A 22,348-nucleotide genomic window follows, 5' to 3' on the forward strand; every position below is an offset into this window, starting at 1 on the left:
CCTGCTTGCGCTGTCGCTCGAAACGCTCCGGCTGCTGGCGGCACAGGGTGATTCTGGATTACGATCCGCGAACTCGAAATAAGGTCGAGCCAGACAGGAAGCTTCATGCAGACACTGACACCCATCCTCTCGACAGTCACGGCGGCATTTCTCGCCTCCCTGGTCGAGGTCGTCGAAGCTTTCACCATCGTGCTCGCGGTCGGCGTGACACGCAGCTGGCGTGCGGCACTGACGGGCGCCGCGTTGGCGCTGGCGGTCCTAGCGGCTTTGGTTCTGGCGTTCGGGCCGCTGCTGGCGCTTGTCCCGATCACCACGTTGCAGTTCGTCGTCGGGGTGCTGCTGATCCTGTTCGGCATGCGCTGGCTGCGGAAAGCCATTCTGCGCAGCGTCGGCGTCATCGCCCTGCATGACGAAGAGGCGGCCTTCGCCAAGGAAACCGCCGCCCTGAACCGGCAGGCCAACGACCGCCGCGCCGACTACCTCGCCGGGCTGGCCTCGTTCAAGGCGGTGCTGCTCGAAGGTGTGGAGGTGGTGTTCATCGTCATCGCCGTCGGCGCCGCGCATGGGCAGACATTCTACGCCGGCATGGGCGCGCTGGCCGCCTTCGTCCTGGTGATGCTCGTCGGTCTCGCTGTCCACCGGCCGCTGGCGCGCGTGCCGGAAAACGCGCTCAAATTCGTGGTCGGTCTGATGCTGACCAGCTTCGGCATCTTCTGGACCGGCGAAGGCATCGGCGCCAACTGGCCTGGCGACGATCTTGCTCTGCTCGCCATCTTCGCCATCGTCGCGCTGGCATCCTTCGCCATGGTGCGCTGGCTGCGCGGCACCAATCCCACAGCCGCCGGAGGGCTCGCCCGATGAACCTCCTTCGTCTTGTCGCCAGGGAATTCCTCGGCATGTTCGTCGACGACGGCAGTCTGGCGCTGCTGGCGCTGGTCCTGGTGGGCGCCGTTACCGCGGGGGTGAAGCTCCTGGCACTGCCGCCGCTGCTTGGCGGTGCGCTGCTGCTGGTCGGCTGTCTGGCCATCCTTTTGCAAAGCGTTCGTCGCGCGGCACGCCAGACCCGTCGGTAGCGCTCGTCAACAGGCTCCCACCGCATCTTTCAATGATTACCCGGCAGCGCCCATGAGCGCGCGCGCCGAAAAGGCAGGCCGTCGCGCCACGCCCCGACGCCTTGACGTCAGGGCCGAAATGAAAAATTATGGTACCAGTATCAAATCACAAGGAACCATCACGCCAGGACGCTCATGAACAGGCGAATAACATTATAATAGCATACCGTTATAACTCATAGAGAAGCCGCTGACCAGCCGGTGATGGTGTTCGGCACGGTGTCGCTGATATACTTGGTGCTGTGCTGGCCGCCGTCGCTTTACGCCGGCAATCTCGAGCGTCGTTTCGCTACCGCAATGACGCGCAAGCTCGAGACATCACTGGTGATGTCGGCGGTCTGAGCGAAGCTGCCTATCCCTTGAACGCCGGCAAGGTCAGCCCCTTGACGCCGACGTCGAGCGCGAACAGCCCGCCTGGGTTCTTCTGGCCGATGAAATGGCTGGCCGGGCGCTTCAGCACCGCCGAGGTGACATAAAGGATGTCGAGGTCCTTGCCGCCGAATTCGCAGCAGGTCGGCAGGTCGGTTGGCAGCAGCACGGTTTGCATCAGCCTGCCTTGGGGATCGTAGCGGCAGACCTTGCCGGTCACAGGGATGGTCACCCAGTAGCAGCCCTCGGCGTCGACGGTGGCACCGTCGGCCACGCCCCCCGTCACGGTCATGTCGATGAAGGTGCGGCGGTTCTCGATGTCCCCGCTGGTCGGGTCGAAATCATAGGCCCAGACCGCGCCGGCATGGCTGTCGGAGAAGTACATGGTCTTCGAGTCCGGGCTCCAGGCCAGCCCGTTCGAGCAGCCGATGCCGTCGATCATCTTGTGCACGGAGAGATCGGCATCGAGCCGGTAGAGCGCGCCGATGAATTCGATCGGCTGGCCCGGCACCTCGAACATCGAGCCCGACCAGAAGCGGCCCTGGCGGTCCGGCTTGCCGTCGTTGAAGCGGGTCTTCGGCATATGCGATTCCGGATCGACGATGGCCTCGAACCGGCCGGTCGCCGGGTCGAAGAAATGGAAGCCGTCGGTCATGGTCAGCACCAGCCCGCCCTTCTCGCGCAGGCCAAGGCAGCCGAGATACTCCGGCGTCTCGAAGACCTCGTCCTTGCCGGTCGCGGGATCGTAGCGATGGATCAGCTTCTTCCAGATGTCGATCCACCAAAGTACGCCGGCTCTGGGGTCCCAGAGCGTGCCTTCGCCAAGCTCGGCCCTGGCATCGATGACACATGTGATCTCGACCATTCTTCCCCCTCCGTTCAGTTCCTGCGCAGCCTGCCGCCGAGGCCAGCAAAGGCCTCGCTGCCGATCGAGACAGTGAGCAGGATCACCGCGCCATAGACGATGAGCAGCGCGCCGCTCGACAGGTTGAGCGCCGGCAAAAGACCGGTGAGGATGGTCAGCACCATGGCGCCGGCGACGGTGCCGAGATAATGCCCGCTGCCGCCGAGGATCGAGGCGCCGCCAATGGCGACCGCGGCGATCGAGGTGAACAGATAGGCGTCGCCCATGCCGAGATAGGCCTGGCCGGAATAGCCGGTCAAAAGCATGCCGGCGAAGGCGGCGGTGAGGCCCGAAATCACATAGGTGAGGATGGTGGTGCGTGCCGTCGGGACGCCTGAGAATTCGGCCACGGTGGCGCTGGTGCCGAGCGCATAGAGATGGCGGCCGAAGGCTGCCTTGGAGAGCAGCACGGTCGCCGCCAGCGTCAGCGCGAGCCAGATCAGCGCGATGACCGGGAAGCCGCCGATGCGGCCGACCGACAGGAACTGGATCAGGGCCGGCGCCGAGGGGGTCGGCGAACCGCCGGTCAGCACCAGGATCAGGCCTTGCAGGATGACGTTGGTTGCCAGCGTCATGATGATCGGCGGTACACCGAACCGGGCGACGCCGACACCGTTGACCAGCCCGATGAAGGCGCCGCCGGCAAGCAGCAGCGGCATCACCCAGGTGAGCGGCAGGTCCTGCCCGCCGCACAGCAGCGCCATGATGATCGCCGCCGAATTCAGCACCCAGGGCACGGAGAGATCGATGCCGCCGCCGATGATGACGAAGGTTTGTCCGAGCGCGACCATGCCGACAAAGGCCGCCAGCACGACGGTGGAGCGCATGTTGGAGACGGAGAGGAAGCCCGGCGAGAACAGCGCCGTGACCAGGAGCAGCACGACCATGCCGGCATAGGCGAGCACGATGAGCCGGTTGCGGGCGAGGAAAGCGCTCATTGGACGCGGCCCCTTGCGGCCTTTTCGGCGACGGAACTGGCGAGCACCGAGAGCAGCAGGATGACACCCGACGCGACCGGCTGCCAGTAGCTCGACACATGCAGCACGAAGACGAGGTTGCCGATGAGGGTGAGGACGAAGGCGCCGATCAGCGTGCCGGCGAGGTGACCACGACCGCCGAACAGGCTGACGCCGCCAATGACCGCCGCCGCCACCGAGGGCAGGATGTAGTCCTTGCCGATGGTCGGCGAACCGGCACCGGTCTGTGTCACCAAAAACAGCGCCGCGCCCGCCGCGAACAGACCGGACAGGCCGTAGGTGACGAGATTGACGCGGGTGATGGAGACACCCGACAGGAAGGCCGATTTTTCGTTCGATCCGGTCGCCTGGATCGAAATGCCGACCCGAGTGGCGCGGAACCACCACCAGAACAGCAGCAAGACCAGCAACATCCAGACCGGGCTTGTGAGGCCGAAGAGCTGCGTGGAGGCAAAGCCAACCCACCAGGAAGGCACGCTGCCGCCGTCCGTCGGCAGGATGATCATGGCGACGCCGTTGAGGATCGACCACGTTGCGAGCGTGACGAGAAAGGGCTGCAGCTTGAGCAGCGAGATCAGCAGGCCGTTGAGCGCACCGATGACAAAACCGAGTGCAAGGATAGCCAACGCCCAGAGCGCGGTGGTCGACGGATCATCGGTGAACCGCGTCGCGGCGATCACCGTGCCGAGGCTGATCATGCCGCCGATCGACAGGTCGATGCCGCCGCGCAAAAGCACAATGGTCTGGCCCGTCGCCGCCAGCATCAGCGTCATCGCCGCCGCGGTGTCGAGATTGAGTTCGTCCAGCGTGAAGACGCCGGATTGCAGGCTGCCATAGATACCGACAATCAACGCCAGCATCAGGCAGGCAACCAGGAACGGCGCACGGTCGAGCGCGCGGCCGCGCCAGCCGATGGCCGGCGTGGTTGATTTCATATCGGCCGGCCTTTGCATCATCTCGCCAGTCTGCTCCGCGCTCGCCATCACCATGCCTCAGGCCGCCTCGCGTTCAAGCATGGCGGCGCGCAAGATACCGGCTTCCGAGATGCGATCGCCTTCCAGCGTCGCGGCGACACGCCCGTCACGCATCACCATCACGCGGTCGGCGACGTGGACGAGTTCCGGCATGTCGCTGGAATGGAACAGGATCGCATAACCCTTCGCGGCGAGGTCGCGCATCAGCTGGAAGATCTCGCCCTTGGTGCCGACATCGACGCCGCGCGTCGGGTCGTAGAGCAACAGCACGCGCGCCTGCGTCAGCAGCATCTTGCCGAAGATCACCTTCTGCTGGTTACCGCCCGACAGGGTACCGGCGAGCTGTTCGGGCGTGCCGGCCTTGATGCGCAGGAAATCGACCATTTCCTTGACCAGCGCCGCTTCCTTTTGCCGGCTGAGCAAGCCGTTTTCGGTGAAGCGCCTGATCACCGACAGCGTCAGGTTCTCGCGCACGCTCTTGGTCAGCAGCAGACCTTGCCCGCGCCGGTCCTCCGGCACCAGGGCGATACCATCCCTGCCGGTCAAGGCCTGGCGTGGATTGTTGATCGAGACCGGCTTGCCCCAGAGTTCAACGGCGCCGCTCGCCCTGCTGGCGCCGAACAGCGCCTGGAACAGTTCGCGCTGGCCATGGCCCTGCAGGCCGCCGACGCCCAGCACCTCGCCTTCGCGCAAGGCAAAGTCGACACCGGAGAGCCGGCTGCCGCTCGACAGGCCCTCGACCCTTAGCGCGACGCGATCCATGGCCGTGGCCACGCGCTCCGGATACAGTCGGTCGAGATGCCGGCCGATCATCTGGGTGACGATCTCGGTGTCGGACACGGCGTTGGCCTCGTGCGCGGCGACTGTGGCGCCATTGCGGAAGATGGTCAGCCGGTCGGCGATGGCGCGCACCTCGGCCATGCGGTGCGAGATGAAGATGACCAGCCTGCCTTCCGCGGCCAATTGCCGGGTGAGTTTCAGCAGCCATTCGGCTTCACGCGCGGGCAGCGCCGAAGTGGCCTCGTCGAGGATGAGGATGCGGGGATCCTTGGCCAGCCCCTTGGCGATCTCGACGATCTGGCGTTCGGCCAGCGTCAGCCGCCGCAACTCCTGGTCGGGGCGCAGGGCCGGAAAATTGTACTTTTCGAGCAAGGCAAGTGTCTTGCGGCGCATCTCGGCGCGGTTGACGGTGCCAAGCCACGTCCTTGGCTCGTGGCGGAACCAGATGTTCTGTTCGACGCTGAGGTCGGGGACCAGCGACAGTTCCTGAAAGACGGCGGCGATGCCGCGCGCCTGCGCCGCGTCGGGATTGACCGGGCGATAATCCTGCCCGTCGACCAGGATCGAGCCGCCATCGTGCTGTACGGCACCCGACAGGATCTGGATGAAGGTGCTTTTGCCGGCGCCGTTCTCGCCGAGCAGCGCATGCACCTCGCCGGCGCGGGCGCTGAATGTCGCATCGCTCAGCGCAACGATGCCGCCATAGCGTTTGGACAGGCCTGTGACGGTAACGAGGTCCATGGAAGCGCCTTCGAAAAGCTCTCCCGACATCTTGCGATGCCGGGAGACAGGGTCGTGGTCTCGCGATGTTACTTCGAGCCGGCCGCTTCCGCAGCGGTGATCTCGACCCAGTCGGGCGTGATCGGCAGCGTCAGGCCTGGCGCCTGGTCGGGGAAGGCGTTTTCGCCGACCGCGATCTTGATCATCTTGGTGCCGGGATAGAGTTTCGACTCGAAGGGATCGGTGGTGACGAAATCACCCTTGACCGAGACAGAGCGTTCCGCCGGCTTCTTGCCGGTGTCGAGGATGTCGACCGCCAGCTTGATCGCTTCCGAGGAGAGATAGGCAGGATTCGAACCAAGGATGCACTTGGCGCCTTGCGTCTGCGCGCAGGTGACGGCGGCGACATTGTAGGAGAAGCCGACAACCGGGACGATCGGCCGGCCGGCATCCTTCAGCGCCTGGATGGCGCCGGAGCCGTAGCCTTGCGTCATGATGCCGTCGATCTTAGGGTTGGCGGCCAGCAGCGCCGCCACGCCGGACTGTTCCGGCCCGAGCGCGTAGTTGCCGTTGTAATAGCCGACCACCTTGATGTCCGGATATTTGGCCAGCACCTTTTCATAGCCGCCCTGCAGTTGCGCCGAGATCGGCGCACCGGCCAGGCCGCGGTCGAGGATGATGTTGCCCTTGCCGTCAAGCTGCGTGGCCATCCATTCGGCCATCACGGAGGGGATGCGGTCCCAGTCGGAAGCGACGGCGAAGGCGCAGGGTTCGGTCACCACCTGGTCGAAGCTGATGACGACGATGCCGGCGTCGCAGGCCTTCTTGATGGTCGGGTTGAGCGCCGAATCCGAGCCGGCGTCGACCAGGATGGCGTCCGGCTTCTGGCGGATGATGTTGTTCAACGAATTGATCTGCGCCTGGACGGTGTTCTCGACATTCTCGATCTTGAGGTCGACGCGGCCTTTCAGCGGCCCCTTGTTGACCGAGACGGTGGCGACGCGCTCCATCTGCTGGCGCCAGTCATTGCCGACGAAATTGTTGGAGAGATAGATGGTGTAGGGTTTCTTGTCCTCGGCGTGACCGGCCTGCATGCCGATCGCCGTCATGGCGACGGCAAGTGCCGCAAGGCCGATGTTACGGCTCAATGTTCTCATGATTTTCTCCTCCCGTTTTCGTTTCGAAACAGCGCCGCCGGACAGTGGCGCATTGCATCCGTAAAGTCAGGTTCCCGAGGCTTCCTTGGGCGTGATTTCAACCCAGTTCGGCGACACCGGCAAGGACAGACCCGGCGCCAGATCGGGAAATACGGTCTTGCCGAGTTCGATCTTCACCGCCGAGGAATTCGCGGCATATTTGGCGTCGACCATATCCGTCGTCAGGCCGGGTGAATTGAACAGCACGGTGGTGTCGGCCGGCTTCTTGCCGGTGTCGAGTATGTCGACCGCGAGCTTGATGGCCTCGGCCGACAGCGACGGCGGATTGGCGCCGAGCCAGCATTTGGCGCCCTTGGTCTGCGCGCACGTCACGCCGGTACCGTTGAAGGCCGCGGCGACGATCGGCACCAGCGGCCGGTCGGCATTCTGCAGCGCCTTGATGGCGCCGGTGCCATAACCCTGCGAGAAGATACCGTCGACTTGCGGGTGCGCCGCAAGCAGGCTGGCAACGCCTTCCTGTTCGGGGCCGGCGGCGTAATTGCCGTTGAAATAGCCGACGATCTCGATGCCTGGGTATTTCTTCAGCACGGCACCGAAATTCTTCTCGAACTGTTCCGAGATCGGCGCGCCGGCAAGGCCGCGGTCCATCAGCACCTTGCCCTTGCCGCCGAGGATGGAGGCCATCCATTCGGCCTGGTTGTTGGCCATGATGTCGAAATCGGAATGCATCTTGTAAGCGCATTCGGCCGACACGGTCTGGTCGAAGCTGACGACGATGATGCCGGCGTCGCAGGCCTTCTTGATGGTCGGATTGAGCGCCTCGGCCGACGACGCATCGATCAGGATGGCGGCGGGCTTCTGGCGGATGATGTTGTTCAGCGAATTGATCTGCGCCTGGACGGTGTTTTCGGCGTTCTCGATCTTGAGGTCGACACGGCCTTTCAGCGGCCCCTTGGTGGTCGCGACATTGGCGACGCGCTCCATCTGCTGGCGCCAGTCATTGCCGACGAAATTGTTCGAGAGATAGATAGTGTAGGGCTTCTTGTCTTCGCTATGGCCAGGCGTGGCGGACATAGACACCGCCAACCCGGCAAACGCCACGAAGCAGGCGCTCAAGCTCCTCAATTTCATGGTCTCCTCCCTGTGTTCCCTACCCAGCCGGTGACGGACTGCGCCATCTTGATCAGTTGAGAAGGTGTTTATATGATACCGGTACCAATTACAGATGTCAATTTGACCGGGGCTTCCCAAGACTGCGCCTGCAGGCAAGATTTCGCCGGATTTCCTCCCCGCGACGTCTCCCGAAAAGCAGGCATCTCAGCCTAGCTATCATGCTATTATAATTTTATGGTTCTGTCTATGCGGACAGCATCAGAAAATACCGCCTCGGGCGGCTTCAGGACAGGTCGTTCGGCGCATCGTAGGTGATGCTGAAAATGTCAGCGGGGTGACGCGCGACGGAGAATTCGATGCTGCGCTGGTCCGCCGACTGGTAGAGCATCTCCACCGTCAGCACGGCGGCCCCAAGGGAAATACCGAGGTCGGCGGCAACCGCCTCGTCGGCGATCTCGGCGCGCACCGTCACATGCGCCACGTCGAGCCGCAGGCCGAGATGCTTTTGCACCGAGCGGAAGATCAGCACGTCGGAAAAGTCCTCCCGCCTCAACCGGGCGCCGACATCGGGCGGAAAATAGGTGGTGATCTGCGCCTTGCGCTGTTCGCCGATCGACAGCACGCTGCGCAGGCAATAGCCGGCCTCGTCCTTGCCCATGCCGAAATGGCGCTGGAGCACGGGCGAAACCTCCTTGCGGTAGGATTTCACCGCCAGTTTGGCGTCCTTGGTGAAGGCCGCCATGTCGGCGAAATTCTTGAACTTCCAGCTCAGATTGACCGAGGGGCTGCGCGCCGCGACCACCGCCGGCTTGGCCGAGCGCTTCCTGATCAGGCCGTCGGCCTCGAGATCGCGCAGCGCCTGGCGCACGGTGATCAGGCTGACGCCGAAATGCTCGGCGATGGTCGCCTCCTTCGGCAACTCGCCGCCGACCGGGAAGGTGCCGTTGCCGATCGGCTCGCGCAGGATATCGGCGAGCTGCCGGTAAAGTGGCCCGTTGGCGCGGCCGAGCGTGCGCTTGGGAAGACTTTCGATGGTGGGAACGGAATGGTCCATGTGCCTCGTCGCGCCTGTGTCGAAGCTTTTATAATAGCTTCCTTCGCCCGAGGCTAGGCAAGGCCGACGATCGTCAACCGTCTCAAACGAAGAGCCTGAGCGGATGTTCGATGGTCGATTTCAGCGCCGAAAGCCATAAGGCTGCTGTCGCTTCATCGATGCTTGCGGCATCCACCGTCAACAGGCATTCGGCATGGTCGCCTGGCGTGCCGCTCGAGACGGCCAGACGCATGGCCCGGCCCGGCGGAAGCGGCATCATCACCGGCCGGATGCCGCTTGCGGGCAGCATCCGCAGGGACAGCACCGCCGGCTTTTCCGCCGCGTCACGGCTGTCGGCCAAGGCCGAAAGCCGCATCGCGCGCAGCGATGTCAGCGGCACCTCCGGGATCATCGAGAACACAACCTGCCTTCCTGCCAGTTCAAGGGCCACCGCCGCCTCGCCAACCACGGCGTCCGGCACCTCGGCAAATGCGCGGCCGGCGGCGCGTAGCAGGACATCATCGATATCGAATGCGCGCCCCGAATTCTCGAGCGCCGCCAGAAGCTCCTTCAGCGCGGCCAGCGCGACGGAAGTCGCGAAGGCCGCGATGCGGGGCGCGGCAATCGAAGACGTCGCTGCGGGAAGGGCGAGTTCGGGCGAAACGGCCGCTACGGCGGCCGGGACAAAGCCCATCACGTCGGCGGCCAGGATGCGCCCGCCGGGGCCGCTGCCGCTGAGCGCTTCGAGCTGCAGCGAACGCTCACGCGCCAGACGCCGCGCATAGGGCGAAACGGCCAGCCGCCGGGTCGGCGCAACGGCCATGTTCATTTCAGGAACTCAGCGTTGACGCAATTGGTGAGCCGGCCCTCGGCGAGATAGGCATGCACCACCTCGATCGACTTCAGCCGGAGGTCGCGCATCGATGCCGGGCTGTAGAAGGCGGCATGTGGGGTGACGATCAGCCGATCGACGATCCACGGCTCGCGCCGGCGCCATGCCGCCAGTAGCGGATGGTCGAGATCGCCGGGTTCGTTCGGCAGCACGTCGAGCCCTGCTCCCCCGACGATGCCGTCGCGCATCGCCGTCTCCAGCGCATCGAGGTCGACGATCGGGCCGCGCGCGGTATTGATGAGCACGAGGCCTGGCTTGGCGGCGGCGAGGGCCGCCGCGCCGAGCAGCTGACGGGTTTCCTCACTGAGCGGCGTATGGACACTCACCACATCGGCCCGTCCCATCAGTTCGGCCAGCGAATGGACGCGTTCGTAGCCGGTCGACAGGTCGACGCCGGACAGAAGGTGTGGATCATGGAACACCACCTTCATGTCGAAGGCTGCGGCACGGCGCGCGGTGGCGAGTCCGATGCGGCCAAGCCCGACAATGCCAAAGGTGGCGCCTTTATGCCGGCGCACCAGCGGCGCCTTGGAGAAATGCCAGCCTTCGGCGCCATGGCCGCGGAGTTCCGCGCCATAGGCTGACGTGCCGCGCGTCAGTGCCAGCATCAGGCCGATGGCGTGGTCGGCCACCTCGGTCGTGCCGTAGTCGGGCACGTTGCAGGCCGGGATCTTGCGCGCGCCCCAGCCAGCCGTGTCGATATTGTCGAAGCCGACGCCTGAGCGCACCGCGATGCGCGCCTTGGGAAAGGCTGTTGGAGCGGCGGCGACATTATGGGTCGGCGAATAGTTGATGACGGCATCGACCGTCTCGCAGGCTGCCGGATCGAGCGCGGCGGCCCTGTCATTGGTCGAGCGGGCAAGGATGAACTCGATGTGGGGATAATGCTCGCGCTCGAGTTCGGCCTCGTCGGCGGCTTGCCAGTTGGCGCACAGGATTTTCATGCCAGTCCTTCGGATCTCGTGGTCGAAAACGATCTATTTCTTGATGCCACCAATGCGGCCGCCCATCGGCACGACAGCACCGACCGGCTGATCGATGGCGGCAAGCGTTCCGCCGACCGGCGCTTCGATCTCGACCACGGCCTTGTCGGTTTCGATCTCGGCGATCAGCTCGCCTTCCTTGACAGAGTCGCCGACCGCCTTCAGCCATTTGACGACCGTTCCTTCGCTGACAGTGAGGTCGCCGAACGGCATCGTTATCGGCTCGTCGTCGCTGGCGGCGACAGGCATCTGGGCCGACGGCGCGGGTGGCACCACCTTGACGGGGGCGGGGGCTGGCTTAGCCGGCGCAGCACTCTTCAGACCGACCGTGTACCAGTGATCCGGGACCGGCGGCTTGCCCGATATGACGTCGCGCGCACCTTGTGAGATCCGGGCCGTGTCGACCAGCATGGCGCGCTCCAGCACCGGGGCGAAAGGGTGCGAGGTCGGCGCCGTGTGCAATCGTCCGGGTGGCGCGTCGAGCTCGTCGAAGGCCAATTCGTTGATCGCCTGGGCGATCTCGCCGCCAAGGCCGCACATCGCCCAGGCCTCGTCGACGACGAGCAGGCGATGCGTCTTGCGCACGCTGGCGACGATGCTGTCGATGTCGAGCGGCATGATGGTGCGCGGGTCGATCACCTCCGCCTCGACGCCTTCGCCGGCCAGCGTTTCCGCGGCCTCCAGCGCTCGCTGCACCATCTGGCCGGCGGCGACGATGGTGATGTCGGTGCCGGCCCGGGCGATGCGCGCGACGCCGAACGGGACATAATGTTCGCCGACAGGCACCTCGCCCTTGGACGCGAACAGCGCCTTGGGCTCCAGCATGATGACGGGATCGCCGGCCCTCAGCGCCGTCTTCATCAACCCCTTGGCATCGGCCGGGGTCGAAGGCACGCAGACGATGAGGCCGGGCATGTGGGCGAAGACCGGATGGTAGATGCCGCTGTGATGCGGGCCAGAGCTGCGCAGCGCGCCGGCGCCGACGCGCACCACCATAGGCGCGCTCATCAGGCCGCTGGTCATGTAGCGCAGCTTGGCGGCCTGCAGGAAAATCTGGCCGGCGGTCTCGAAAGCGAAGTCGGCGAACATCAGGTCCGAAACGGTTCGCGCGCCGGTCGCCGAGGCGCCGACGGCGGCGGCGGTAAAACCCTGTTCGGAGATCGGGGTATCGACCATCCGTTCGGCGCCGAATTCCTGCCACAGGTTCTTGGTGTGCGCGAAACTGCCGCCGCGCTCGCCGGTGCCCTCGCCGAAATAGAGGATCGCCTTGTTGGCACGCATTTCCTCGGCGATGCCGTCGCGCACGGCTTCGAGCCAGCCTTGCATGCGCGTCTCGCCGACCGCGCGTGGCTGCAGGGCGGCGGGCGGATTGATCGGATCGGCGAAAACATGCAGGCGCACCGTTGCCGGATCAGGCTCCGGCGAATTGCGCGCGAAGGTCAGCGCTTCTTCAACCACCTTCTCGACGCGGGCTTCGATGGCGGCGAGGGCTTCGGCGTCGGCAATGCCGTAATCCTCGATCAGCTTCTTGCGGAACATGTCGATCGGATCGCGCTTGATCCAGGCGTCGAGTTCCTCCTGCGTGCGGTAGGTGCCGATGACGGGGTCGCCCTCATGGTGGCCGACGGTGCGGTAGGTCTTGGCCTCGATCAGCGTCGGGCCCTTGCCGGCGCGGGCGCGTTCGGTGGCTTCCTTCATCGCCAGCCAGACGGCGAACACGTCGTTGCCGTCGACCGCCACGCCGGGCATGCCATAAGACGCTGCCTTGCTGGCGATCTCGGGATTGAGCGTGACGGATTTGAGCGGCGTGGCGGTGGCGTAGAGATTGTTCTCGCAGACGAAGACCGCCGGCGCCCGCTGCACGGCGGCGAAATTGAGCGCCTCGTGGAAGCCTCCATGGTTGGCGGCGCCGTCACCGAAGAAGGCGACGCCGATGTCGTCGCGGCCCTGCTGGCGCGCGCTCATGCCGATGCCGACGGCATGGCCGATGCCGGCGGCAACGATGCCGTTGGTGCCGAACAGGCCGACCGAGCGGTCGTAGAGATGCATGGTGCCGCCACGCCCGCCGCAGATGCCGTCGACCTTGCCGAACAGTTCGGCCATGACCCGTCCCGGGTCCGCGCCCTTGGCCAGTGCATGGCCGTGACCGCGATGGGTCGACGTCACCCAGTCGGTTGGCCTGAGATGCGCGCAGACGCCAACGCCGGTCGCCTCCTCGCCTATATAGAGGTGCAGGAAACCGGGCGTTTCGCCCTTGCGGCAGGCGATCTGGGCGATGCTTTCGAAGCGGCGCAGCAGCACCATGCGTTCGAACAGGTCGAGCAGGATTTTCCGGTCGGGCAGATTTGACGCACCTCTGGAATCCTCGCGTGCGCGCGCCGCAGACATTGCCACCAAAGCCTCCCTGAATGCGTCTGGCACCGGGCGGCAGAGCGCCGGCGGCGGGCTTGTTGATCGCCCGCTTCGATGCATCATAGATTATAATAGCATAATGTCTACTGGCTCCGAAAGAGCCGCGTAAGAAGCTAGATTCTGGTGATCCGCACGGTGGCGTCCGGCCGCTGGAACAGCTCCGGCCGCAGGCTGAGACCAAGCCCCGGCCCTTCGAGCGGCGCGACCTGCCCATCCCTGACCGGCGGGATGTCGGCGACGATTTCCTTGTACCAGCCGGTGAAATAGGCGCGTACCGCTTCCTGGTAGTTGACGTTGGGCAAGGTCGCCGACAAGGCGCAACTCGCGGCATAGACGATCGGCCCGGTGCAGTCGTGCAAGGTGACGGGCAGTTCGCTGGCTTCGGCTATGTTGGCGATCTTGCGCGCCTCGGAGATGCCGCCGCACCAGGCGAGGTCGATCATGATGACGCTGGCGGCGCGCTTGTCGATCAGTTGTTTGAACATCTGCCGCGATGCCAGCCTTTCGCTGGCGGCGATCGGGATGGAGGTGTGGCGGGCGAGCTCGGCCATGGCGTCAAGTTCATTGTAGCGGATCGGCTCCTCCAGCCAGGCGACGTCGTAGGGTTTCAGCGCCTCGGCGATACGCAGCAGAGGCGGCAAGGTCCACAGCCCGTGCAGCTCTACCATGATCTCCATGTCGCGGCCGACGGCGTCGCGGATCTTCTGGAAGGGCTCCAGCGCCTTGTCGAGATCGACAAGCGAGATGCGGGTGCCGTTCGAGGCCTCGGCGGCGATGTCGAACGGCCAGATCTTCATGGCGCCGATGCCTTCCGACTTCAGGCTCCTGGCGAGATCGCCGGCATTGTAGCGCCAGGCGAGCAGGTCTTCATACGGACCTTCATTCGAATCGCCAGATTTGAGCGACCAGTCCTCGCCCCGTTCGAACAGCGCGTTCTTCCTGGTGGCACGGACATGTTTGTAGCCGGCGCAAGTGTTGTAGATAGGCACGCTTCCGTGGGTGCGCCCGCCAAGCAGCCGCCAGACCGGCTCGCCAAGCACCTGGCCATAAATGTCCCACAGCGCGATGTTGACGGCGGAATTTCCGCGCACCTCGGCGCCGGAATCGCGCGCGCCGACATAGACGCTGCCGAGCGTACGGTCATGCAGCTCGATGTCGCGCGGGTCCTTGCCCAGGAGATAGGACGCGACATTGTCATGTATATAGGCGGCGACCGGACCTGGCGCCCAAAAGGTCTCGCCGGTGCCCACGAAGCCAGCGTCGGTGTGGGCGCGCAACCAGAACAGGAACGGGAATTCCGCCAGTTGCAGCGTTTCGAGCGCGACGACTTTCATCTTTCTCTCCCCACTCCAACGGACCGATCGGTCGACAGGACAATAGCATATCCTCGTTGACAGGCATTTATGGTACCGGTATCAATTACGTCAAGATGGCCACCGGGGAGGGTGTTCGCTTGCCTGCCGAAAATCAAAACACGACGTTAAAGCGAGCCCTGGTCACCGGCGCCGCCGGCGGCCTCGGCCGCGAGGTGGCGATCCAGCTAGCGCGTCGCGGTTGTTTCGTCGCGGTGACCGATATCAACAGCGGTGGGCTTGCCGAGACCGCCAGGCAGATCGGCGAAACCGGCACGGAAGCCGAAAGCATCGTCAGCGACTTCACCGGGGAAGGCGCGCCGGAAGCGGCGGTCGAAAAAGTCGTCGCGCGCTGGGGCGGCATCGACATTCTGGTCAACAATGCCGGCTATGGCGTCATCGAACCCTTCCTCGACGCCACCTTCAAGGCCTGGACGCGCACGCTGGCGCTCAATGTCACTGCGCTTGCCATGGCCTGCAAGGCGGCGGGCCGGGTGATGCGCGAGCAGCGCTCGGGGCGCATCATCAACATCACCTCGCCGGGTTCGCGCATGGCGCTGCCCGACTACACCGCCTACACCGCGAGCAAGGCCGGCGTCGATTCCATCACCCGCGCTGCGGCGGTCGCGCTCGCGCCCTATGGCGTACTGGTCAACAGCTTGGCGCCAGGCATGATGGACACCGAAATGCAGCGCTCTACCGAAATCGATCTGGCCCGTGCCAATGGCCGCAACGACCTGCAGGCCTTCCTCGACGAACGCACGCGAAGGATCCCGATCGGGCGTCGCGCCGAAATTTCCGAGGTGGCCGAGGCCGTGGTGTGGCTCTGCCTCGACGCGCCAAAATACATGACCGCCGAGCGGCTGAACATGTCGGGCGGGCTCGACAAGGACTGATCCAGATGCCGCGAAACTCTCCCCCCGGCAGCGCCGATATCGGCGCGCTCGAACGCAAGGCAATGCTGCTGCGCCGCCATATGCTGACCATGGCGCGCGGCCAGGGCCAGGGCTATATCGGCCAGGGCCTCGGCATCGCCGATGTCCTGGCGGCGTTGTACTTTCACGAACTGCGTTACGATCCCGCCAATCTGGCGTGGCCGGACCGCGACCGTTTCCTTTTGTCGACCGGGCACTATTCCATCGCGCTGTGGGCAGCGCTGGCCGAAGCCGGCATCCTTCCGGTCGATGAACTCGTCACCTATGGCGCCGACGACAGCCGGCTGGAAATGTCGACGCTCGACACCACGCCCGGCGTCGAAATGATCGGCGGCTCGCTCGGTCACGGCCTCGGGCAAGGCGTCGGCCAGGCGCTCGGCTTGCGTATCGACCGTTCCGACGCACGCGTTTTCGTCGAGCTGTCCGATGGCGAGATGCAGGAGGGCTCGACCTGGGAAGCAGCCATGTCGGCCAGCCACTTCAAGCTCGACGGGCTGGTGGCGCTGATCGACTGCAACGGCATCCAGGCCGATGGGCCTGTCGTGCTCGACATGGAGCCGGTCGCCGACAAATGGCGCGCCTTCGGCTGGCAGACATCGGAGATCGACGGCAACGACATGGCAGCGGTGGTTGGCGCGCTGGCGGATGCGAGAAACCGCAACGGCAAGCCGAAGGCGATCGTGCTGCGCACACTGCCCGGCAAGGGCGTGCCGCGCATCGAAACCTCCGAGAAGTCGCACTTCTTCCGCATCGACGTGGCGCAATGGGATGGCATCATCGCCGAGTTCGAGAAAACCGTGGGGGCGAGCCAATGAGCGGCGCGGCGATGGAGGCCGGCCGCACGCTGGCCATGGGCCAGGACGAGGCCGTAGGCGGCGGACGGCGCAGCGTTGAGGCACCTTTCGGCCGGGCATTGGCAAGGCTCGGCGAGAGCCGCCCCGACATTGTCGGGCTGACCGCCGATCTCGGCAAATATACCGACATCCTGCCGTTCCGCGATGCCTTCCCGGACCGCTTCTTCAATGTCGGCATGGCCGAGCAGAATCTGGTGGCCGTCGCCGCCGGTCTGGCGCGTACCGGCAAGGTGCCGTTCGCCACCACCTATGGCGTGTTCGCGACCCGGCGTGCCTATGATTTCGTCGCCATCGCGCTCGCCCACTCCAACCTCGACGTCAAGATCGTCGCCGGTCTGCCGGGGTTGACGACCGGCTATGGCGGCACGCACCAGGCGATCGAGGATCTGGCGCTGATGCGCATGGTCCCGGGCCTGACCATCATCGATCCCTGCGACGCGACCGAGATCGAGGCCGCGACCGAGGCGATCGCCGACTATCGGGGTCCGGTCTATATGCGCCTGCTGCGCGGCAGCGTGCCCATCGTGCTCGAGCCCGGCTATGTCTTCGAGATCGGCAAGGCACGCCGCCTGCGCGAGGGCAGCGATGTCGGCATCATCTCGACCGGCCTGATGACCGAAAGGGCATTGGATGCAGCCGATGCCTTACAAAAACGGGGTATTGCCGCCGGCGTGCTGCATGTGCCGACCATAAAGCCATTCGACACCGGGGCGGTGGCCGAATTCGCCGCGTCGGCTGACCGTATCGTGACAGTGGAAAACCATGTCGTCGTCGGCGGCCTTGCCAGCCTTGTGGTCGAGACCTTGTTCGACGCCGGCATTGCGAAGACAGTGACGCGCATCGGCCTGCCGGACCGCTATATCGAATGCGGCGCGGTGCCGACCTTGCAGGCGAAATACGGCCTGACGACCGAGGCCGTCATCGCGACCATTGCCGCATTGAGTTAGGATTCTCGCATGAAGATCACTGAAATCGAGACCTTTGCCGTCGGCGCCGGCTGGAAGAACTGGCTGTTCGTCAAAGTGCATACCGACAAGGGCATCCACGGGATCGGCGAGGGCACGCTGAACGGCTTCATCAAGACCACCGAAGCCGGCGTGCACGAGCTCAAGCATCTCGCCATCGGCCAGGACCCGCTCCGCATCAACGCGCTGGCCAAGCGCATGCTGGACAGCGTATCGCTCGACGGTGGCCATATCCATCGCACGGTGATCGCGGCCATCGAGGTCGCCTGCTGGGACATACTGGGCAAGAGCCTTGGCGTGCCGATCCATCAGCTTCTCGGCGGCCAGGTGCGCGACAGCGTGCTCGGCTATGCCAATGGCTGGTACCGCACCGAGCGCACGCCCGAAGCCTTTCTCGAAGCCGCGAAGGCTGTGCTGGCCAAGGGCTTCAAGGCGTTCAAGCTCGACCCGTTCGGCACCGCGCAAGGCTTTGTTTCGCGCGAGGAACTGGATCTCTCCTATGCGATCTGCCGGACATTGCGCGATCACCTGCCCAAGGACACGCTGATCCTGATCGACGTGCACGCCCGCTTCACCGAGATCGCGGCGCTGCAGGCCGCACAAAAGTTCGCCGACCTCGACATCTACTGGTGGGAAGAGCCGACCTCGCGCGACCGCCAGGAGACGGTCCACGAAGTGGCGCACCGCTCGCCGATCCCGGTGGCGACGGGCGAGATGTACGACACGGTCGGTCAGTTCTATACGCTGGCCGCGGGCGGCGGCGTCAACATCTTCCAGCCCGAGCCGATGTCGCTCGGCGGCATTGCGCCATCCATGCAGGTTGCCAATCTGGCGCTTGCCCACGGCAGTTACATCGCGCCGCATCAGAGCGGCGGACCGGTGGCGACGGCGGTGTGCCTGCAACTGGCGGCGGCAGTGCCGAACTTCCTCATCCAGGAGCATTTCGACGCCTTCAACGACCCCTGGACGCGCGAGCTTGTCAGCTGGCATCCGACCGTCAATCCCGACAATGGCCACCTGTCCCTGCCCGATGCGCCGGGGCTCGGCATCGACCTCGACATCGATGCGATCAAGGATCATCCCTACGACCCCAACGCCTATCTCAATGTTCACGCGCAGGGTTGGGAGAAGCGGTTGGGGCGGCGGGAAGAGACGGAGATGCGTGGTTAGGTATCTCGGATAGTGATGACCGTTGGAAAGCAAATCGCGAGTCTTCGAGATGACCGAATCCTCACTGCCTTCGTCATCCTATGGCGGAGCAAGGAGCGCAGCGACGCGGCGCAGACCATAGGATCCATACCGTAACGCTAAACCGTTGAAAACGGTGAAGATTTCTGCTCCGCCGCGCCCTCGATTGAGGTCACGGAATGGATCCTAGGGTCTCCGCGACGCCGCTTTGCGGCTGCTCCGCCCTAGGATGACGAAGCTGGAGAGCGCGTCTCGGCTAACATCAAGACGTCAAGCACTCTCCCGGTCGACGATCTCGAAGCCGAGGCTGGTGATGGTCGGCACCTTGGTGTCGCCGCCGAGCCTTGCCAGCAATTGCCGCACGGCGCGCCGGCCCATCTCGTAGCGGTTGACCTTCACCGTGGTCAGCGGCGGATGAAGCTGCGCGGCCAGATCCATGTCGCCATAGCCGGCAATGGCGATCTTTCCCGGCACCGCCCAGCCGCGCCGGTGGCATTCCTGCACGGCGCCGACGGCCAGCGTATCGCTGGAGAAGAAGATCGCGTCGATATCCTTGTGGCGGGAGGTCAGCGTCACCAGCGCCTCCGCACCGCCCTGCGCGGTGATCGGTACCTCGACCTCCAGGTCGGCATGGTTCTTGAAGCCGAGTTCGGTCAATGCCGCGTGGTAGCCGGTGCGGCGCTGCCGCAGACGGTCATTGCCATGGATCGGCGTCGAGACGAAGCCGATCCGCTTGTAGCCCTTGGCGGCCAGATGCATGGTCATGGCATAGGCGGTCTCGAAATTGGAGACGCCGACCACCATGTCGATCGGTTTGCGACCCTTGATCTCTGATATTTCCACCACCGGCGCGCCACTGTTCTTCAGCAAGGCCCGCGCGGTCTCGCTTTGCACGAAGCTCTGCAGGATCATGCCGACCGGACGCCAGCCGAGCAGAGCCCGGATCGCCTTGTCCTCGGCCTCCTGCGTGAATTCACCTTGCACCAAAAGCATCGAATAGCCGCTCTCGTGGCATTCGTCGGACATGCCTTGCACCTGTTCGGCAATGCCCGAATTGATCAGCGGCGGCACCACCGTGCCGATCATGCGGCCGTTGCCGCGCATGCTCGAGGCCAGCCGGTTCGGCACGAAGCCGGCCTGTTCGATCGCCTCGAGCACCTTGGCGCGCGTCTCCGGCGAGACCATGTCGGGATTGGACAGCGCGCGCGACACCGTCATCGGCGCGACGCCGACGCGCTTTGCGATCTCGCGCACGCCGAGGCGTCGCGGCGGTTTCTTTCCACCTGGGCCGTCCCCTGGCCGATCGGTCATCTCGAATGGCTCCAAAGCGCCGACGATCCACCATGGCAATGGGCCGGGGATCGCGCTGCAACGCCCATTCATAGCGTTTGCCGCCGATGCTTTCCAGCGATGGACCGGCTAATGCACCGCCTGAACATTTCGCCGTTGACAAGTTATAATATTATAATCTTAATGCCGAAGAGGAGCGCGCCGGATCGGCGTGGGTGCGATCGGCGGCCCGAGGCCGCCGAAAGGCGCCGCCAGGGAGGTCAGGAATGAACAGTGCGGCTGAGGTGAGCTCGCCGCCCCGGGATGCGCAGTCGTTCCGGCGGCGATTGATCGGCTTCATTGCCGTCGGCGAAGTTGGCGTTTTGGCGGCGATGGCGCTGCTGGTCGCCTTCTTCTGGTTGCTCGAACCTGCCTTCCTGTCGGAACGCAACATCCGCGCCATTCTCAACGTCGTGTCGTTCGTCGGCATCATCGCCATCGGCCAGACGATTCTGCTGGTAGCCGGCGAGTTCGACCTGTCGGTCGGCTCGGTCGCGGGACTGTCGGCGGTGGTTGCCGCCAAGCTGATGACCGCGGCCGCTTTGCCGGTGAGCGTCGGCATCCTCGGCGGCATCGGCGTCGGCGCCCTGATCGGTCTTCTCAACGGCCTGATCGTCGTCAGGCTCGGCATTCCGGCCTTCATCCAGACGCTCGGCATGCTGTTCATCGGCCAGGGCCTGATCCAGGTGGTGACCGGCGGCTATCCCGTCTATCCGCTTCCGGAGGCGATCAATACGATCGGCGGCACCGATCTCGCCTTTGGCCTCGGCTGGAGCTTCGCCTTCTTCATCATCGCCGCCGTGGTCGCCGATTTTGTCCTGCGGCGCACCGTGCTCGGCCGCAACATGTACGCCACCGGCGGCAACAAGGAAGTAGCGCATCTCGTCGGCATCAACACCAGTGCCTACAAGATCGGCGCCTTCATCACCGTCGGCGCGCTGTCGGCGATCGCTGGCATGTTCGTCATGGCCGATCTCGGCAGCGGCGGCACCTCGATCGGCAGCGGCTGGGAACTGACCGTCATTGCCGGTGTCGTGGTCGGCGGCGTCAGCCTGTTCGGCGGCGCCGGCACGGTCGCCGGCGGTGTCGTCGGCATCCTGATGCTGAAGGTGGTGCAGAGCGGCCTCGTCGTCATCGGCGTCAACTCCAACTGGCAGCAGATCGCGGTCGGCGTGATCATGGTCATGGCCGTCGGCCTCGACATCGTGCGCCGCCGCTACTTCATTGCCGGCGCCTGAGCCGGCCGGGATATTGCGCCGGCGAACATGCCGGCAAACCAAGGGAGGTAAGGCATGGGAATTCACTTGAAGAAAAGCTTGATCCGCGCCGCGCTGCTGGCGGCGACGGTCGCCACCGCACTGGGCTCGGCGGGCCTAGCCCGCGCGGCCGACGTTCACCTGCTCTGGGTGCAGGCGATGAAGGATCACCCCGTGCACAGGCTGATGCAGGCGGGCTTCCTCAACAAGTGCAAGGAACTCGGTTATACCTGCGAGGTCGTCGGCGACCCGAGCGCCACCAACTGGGACATTCCCGCGACCTTGCCGCTTGCCGAGGCAGCACTCGCCCGCACCAAATATGACGCCATCGGGGTCTACGGGGTGGACCCGGCGATCTATTCCTACATCACCAAGCTTGCCAAGGAGGGCTTCCCGATCGTCACCTGGCACGTCCTGCCGCCCGAAGGCACCGTCAACGGCCTCAAGGCGGCGACCGGCGAGGACATCGGCGAGGTCGGCGCCAATGCGGCCATCGCCATCGGCGAAAAGCTTGGCGGCAAGGGCACGGTGGCGCTGACGCAAGGCGCCTCCAACGACACCGAAAACGCCATGTCGGACGCCTTCCGCAAGACCATCGCGGCAAAGTATCCCGGCATCAAGGTGCTCGACACGCAGATGGAAGGCTTCGAGCCCTCGGCGGCCGAAGCCAAGGCGGTGGCCATCCTGCAGGGCAATCCCGACGTGACCGCCGCCTTCGGCACCACCGGCAACAGCATCCAGACCTGGTCGGGTGCCGCCCGCAAGGCCGGACGCGACGTCGTCATCATCGGCATGGACTACATCAGGCAGAACCTCGACCTGGTGAAATCGGGCGCCGCCTACGGCATCGTCGCGCAGCCGCTCTATGAGGAGAGCGCCAAGGTTGCCGAACTGCTCGGCGACCTCGCCCAGGGCAAGACGGTTCCCTACAGCAATCCGCTGCCGGCCAAGGTGATCACCGCGGCCGACCTCGACCCCTACTACAAGATGCTGGACAGCGCCGGTCAGTAACACCTGCCGCCGGATCCGCGCTTGCTCGGACT

The 22,348-nt window shown here is 64.9% G+C and carries 21 protein-coding genes; 9 read left to right on the top strand and 12 right to left on the bottom strand.

Annotated features, from left to right (window positions below; all coding sequences use genetic code 11):
- Positions 1 to 105 precede the first annotated feature (105 nt).
- From LB569_RS24640 to LB569_RS31870, 3 genes are all read left to right on the top strand, one after another.
- A complete protein-coding gene (locus LB569_RS24640) occupies positions 106 to 861 on the top strand; it encodes a COG4280 domain-containing protein (protein WP_224694431.1) in 756 nt (251 codons plus the stop codon).
- The gene (locus LB569_RS24645) at positions 858 to 1,073 is read left to right on the top strand and encodes a hypothetical protein (RefSeq protein ID WP_224694432.1); all 216 of its coding nucleotides are present in this window, start codon (positions 858 to 860) and stop codon (positions 1,071 to 1,073) included. Before LB569_RS24640 ends, LB569_RS24645 begins: the two co-directional genes overlap by 4 nt.
- A 258-nt stretch (positions 1,074 to 1,331) precedes the next feature.
- Complete coding sequence (locus LB569_RS31870; RefSeq protein WP_263495143.1) at positions 1,332 to 1,454, top strand: hypothetical protein; 123 nt, start codon at positions 1,332 to 1,334, stop codon at positions 1,452 to 1,454.
- A gap of 10 nt (positions 1,455 to 1,464) precedes the next feature.
- On the opposite strand, the gene LB569_RS24650 is transcribed toward LB569_RS31870, so the two are convergent.
- The 11 genes from LB569_RS24650 to LB569_RS24700 form a co-directional block, all read right to left on the bottom strand.
- Positions 1,465 to 2,346, bottom strand: coding sequence for an SMP-30/gluconolactonase/LRE family protein (locus tag LB569_RS24650; protein WP_224694433.1), 882 nt, complete (start codon positions 2,344 to 2,346; stop codon positions 1,465 to 1,467).
- Between the two features lie 14 nt (positions 2,347 to 2,360).
- Complete coding sequence (locus LB569_RS24655) at positions 2,361 to 3,323, bottom strand: ABC transporter permease (RefSeq protein WP_224694434.1); 963 nt, start codon at positions 3,321 to 3,323, stop codon at positions 2,361 to 2,363.
- Positions 3,320 to 4,297: an ABC transporter permease gene (locus tag LB569_RS24660; protein WP_224694435.1), complete on the bottom strand. Its 978-nt coding sequence runs from the start codon at positions 4,295 to 4,297 to the stop codon at positions 3,320 to 3,322. Before LB569_RS24660 ends, LB569_RS24655 begins: the two co-directional genes overlap by 4 nt.
- Before the next feature lie 57 nt (positions 4,298 to 4,354).
- Positions 4,355 to 5,857, bottom strand: coding sequence for a sugar ABC transporter ATP-binding protein (locus tag LB569_RS24665; protein ID WP_224694436.1), 1,503 nt, complete (start codon positions 5,855 to 5,857; stop codon positions 4,355 to 4,357).
- A gap of 68 nt (positions 5,858 to 5,925) precedes the next feature.
- Positions 5,926 to 6,993, bottom strand: coding sequence for a substrate-binding domain-containing protein (locus tag LB569_RS24670; RefSeq protein WP_224694437.1), 1,068 nt, complete (start codon positions 6,991 to 6,993; stop codon positions 5,926 to 5,928).
- A gap of 66 nt (positions 6,994 to 7,059) precedes the next feature.
- Positions 7,060 to 8,124, bottom strand: a complete 1,065-nt coding sequence (locus LB569_RS24675) for a substrate-binding domain-containing protein (RefSeq protein WP_224694438.1) — start codon at positions 8,122 to 8,124, stop codon at positions 7,060 to 7,062.
- Positions 8,125 to 8,389: 265 nt separating this feature from the next.
- Positions 8,390 to 9,160, bottom strand: a complete 771-nt coding sequence (locus LB569_RS24680; protein ID WP_224694439.1) for a GntR family transcriptional regulator — start codon at positions 9,158 to 9,160, stop codon at positions 8,390 to 8,392.
- Positions 9,161 to 9,242: 82 nt separating this feature from the next.
- Positions 9,243 to 9,968, bottom strand: a complete 726-nt coding sequence (locus LB569_RS24685; protein ID WP_224694440.1) for an E3 binding domain-containing protein — start codon at positions 9,966 to 9,968, stop codon at positions 9,243 to 9,245.
- A complete protein-coding gene (locus tag LB569_RS24690) occupies positions 9,965 to 10,975 on the bottom strand; it encodes a C-terminal binding protein (RefSeq protein WP_224694441.1) in 1,011 nt (336 codons plus the stop codon). The genes LB569_RS24685 and LB569_RS24690 overlap by 4 nt, the downstream gene beginning before the upstream one ends.
- Before the next feature lie 33 nt (positions 10,976 to 11,008).
- Complete coding sequence (locus LB569_RS24695) at positions 11,009 to 13,402, bottom strand: thiamine pyrophosphate-dependent enzyme (protein ID WP_224694491.1); 2,394 nt, start codon at positions 13,400 to 13,402, stop codon at positions 11,009 to 11,011.
- Positions 13,403 to 13,539: 137 nt separating this feature from the next.
- Entirely contained in the window at positions 13,540 to 14,760 is a 1,221-nt protein-coding gene (locus tag LB569_RS24700) for a mandelate racemase/muconate lactonizing enzyme family protein (RefSeq protein ID WP_224694442.1), read from the bottom strand.
- Positions 14,761 to 14,879: 119 nt separating this feature from the next.
- On the opposite strand from LB569_RS24700, the gene LB569_RS24705 reads away from it, so the two are divergent.
- From LB569_RS24705 to LB569_RS24720, 4 genes are read left to right on the top strand one after another with little or no spacing between them, the layout of a single operon-like run.
- Complete coding sequence (locus tag LB569_RS24705; protein WP_224694443.1) at positions 14,880 to 15,674, top strand: SDR family NAD(P)-dependent oxidoreductase; 795 nt, start codon at positions 14,880 to 14,882, stop codon at positions 15,672 to 15,674.
- Between the two features lie 5 nt (positions 15,675 to 15,679).
- On the top strand, positions 15,680 to 16,528 hold the full coding sequence (locus LB569_RS24710; RefSeq protein WP_140703215.1) for a transketolase: 849 nt from the start codon (positions 15,680 to 15,682) through the stop codon (positions 16,526 to 16,528).
- Positions 16,525 to 17,514, top strand: coding sequence for a transketolase family protein (locus tag LB569_RS24715; protein WP_224694444.1), 990 nt, complete (start codon positions 16,525 to 16,527; stop codon positions 17,512 to 17,514). Before LB569_RS24710 ends, LB569_RS24715 begins: the two co-directional genes overlap by 4 nt.
- Positions 17,515 to 17,523: 9 nt before the next feature.
- Positions 17,524 to 18,702 carry a mandelate racemase/muconate lactonizing enzyme family protein gene (locus LB569_RS24720; RefSeq protein ID WP_224694445.1) on the top strand — a complete coding sequence of 393 codons (1,179 nt, stop codon included), beginning with the start codon at positions 17,524 to 17,526 and terminating at the stop codon, positions 18,700 to 18,702.
- 288 nt (positions 18,703 to 18,990) lie between these two features.
- Here LB569_RS24720 and LB569_RS24725 read toward each other — a convergent pair whose 3' ends face one another.
- Positions 18,991 to 20,031 (bottom strand): LacI family DNA-binding transcriptional regulator, encoded by a 1,041-nt coding sequence (locus LB569_RS24725; protein ID WP_140703209.1) that lies wholly within the window; start codon positions 20,029 to 20,031, stop codon positions 18,991 to 18,993.
- A gap of 245 nt (positions 20,032 to 20,276) precedes the next feature.
- On the opposite strand from LB569_RS24725, the gene LB569_RS24730 reads away from it, so the two are divergent.
- Both LB569_RS24730 and LB569_RS24735 read left to right on the top strand, forming a co-directional pair.
- Positions 20,277 to 21,287, top strand: a complete 1,011-nt coding sequence (locus LB569_RS24730) for an ABC transporter permease (RefSeq protein WP_224694446.1) — start codon at positions 20,277 to 20,279, stop codon at positions 21,285 to 21,287.
- Positions 21,288 to 21,353: 66 nt separating this feature from the next.
- Entirely contained in the window at positions 21,354 to 22,316 is a 963-nt protein-coding gene (locus LB569_RS24735; protein WP_224694447.1) for a sugar ABC transporter substrate-binding protein, read from the top strand.
- Positions 22,317 to 22,348 lie beyond the last annotated feature (32 nt).

This window comes from Mesorhizobium sp. BH1-1-4, from assembly GCF_020165665.1.
Lineage (GTDB): Bacteria > Pseudomonadota > Alphaproteobacteria > Rhizobiales > Rhizobiaceae > Mesorhizobium.

Coding starts and splice junctions, on each gene's coding strand:
- LB569_RS24640 (WP_224694431.1), top strand. CDS start 106: ATGCAGACACTGACACCCATCCTCTCGACAGTCACGGCGGCATTTCTC.
- LB569_RS24645 (WP_224694432.1), top strand. CDS start 858: ATGAACCTCCTTCGTCTTGTCGCCAGGGAATTCCTCGGCATGTTCGTC.
- LB569_RS24650 (WP_224694433.1), bottom strand. CDS start 2,346: ATGGTCGAGATCACATGTGTCATCGATGCCAGGGCCGAGCTTGGCGAA.
- LB569_RS24655 (WP_224694434.1), bottom strand. CDS start 3,323: ATGAGCGCTTTCCTCGCCCGCAACCGGCTCATCGTGCTCGCCTATGCC.
- LB569_RS24660 (WP_224694435.1), bottom strand. CDS start 4,297: ATGAAATCAACCACGCCGGCCATCGGCTGGCGCGGCCGCGCGCTCGAC.
- LB569_RS24665 (WP_224694436.1), bottom strand. CDS start 5,857: ATGGACCTCGTTACCGTCACAGGCCTGTCCAAACGCTATGGCGGCATC.
- LB569_RS24670 (WP_224694437.1), bottom strand. CDS start 6,993: ATGAGAACATTGAGCCGTAACATCGGCCTTGCGGCACTTGCCGTCGCC.
- LB569_RS24675 (WP_224694438.1), bottom strand. CDS start 8,124: ATGAAATTGAGGAGCTTGAGCGCCTGCTTCGTGGCGTTTGCCGGGTTG.
- LB569_RS24680 (WP_224694439.1), bottom strand. CDS start 9,160: ATGGACCATTCCGTTCCCACCATCGAAAGTCTTCCCAAGCGCACGCTC.
- LB569_RS24685 (WP_224694440.1), bottom strand. CDS start 9,968: ATGAACATGGCCGTTGCGCCGACCCGGCGGCTGGCCGTTTCGCCCTAT.
- LB569_RS24690 (WP_224694441.1), bottom strand. CDS start 10,975: ATGAAAATCCTGTGCGCCAACTGGCAAGCCGCCGACGAGGCCGAACTC.
- LB569_RS24695 (WP_224694491.1), bottom strand. CDS start 13,402: ATGTCTGCGGCGCGCGCACGCGAGGATTCCAGAGGTGCGTCAAATCTG.
- LB569_RS24700 (WP_224694442.1), bottom strand. CDS start 14,760: ATGAAAGTCGTCGCGCTCGAAACGCTGCAACTGGCGGAATTCCCGTTC.
- LB569_RS24710 (WP_140703215.1), top strand. CDS start 15,680: ATGCCGCGAAACTCTCCCCCCGGCAGCGCCGATATCGGCGCGCTCGAA.
- LB569_RS24715 (WP_224694444.1), top strand. CDS start 16,525: ATGAGCGGCGCGGCGATGGAGGCCGGCCGCACGCTGGCCATGGGCCAG.
- LB569_RS24720 (WP_224694445.1), top strand. CDS start 17,524: ATGAAGATCACTGAAATCGAGACCTTTGCCGTCGGCGCCGGCTGGAAG.
- LB569_RS24725 (WP_140703209.1), bottom strand. CDS start 20,031: ATGACCGATCGGCCAGGGGACGGCCCAGGTGGAAAGAAACCGCCGCGA.
- LB569_RS24730 (WP_224694446.1), top strand. CDS start 20,277: ATGAACAGTGCGGCTGAGGTGAGCTCGCCGCCCCGGGATGCGCAGTCG.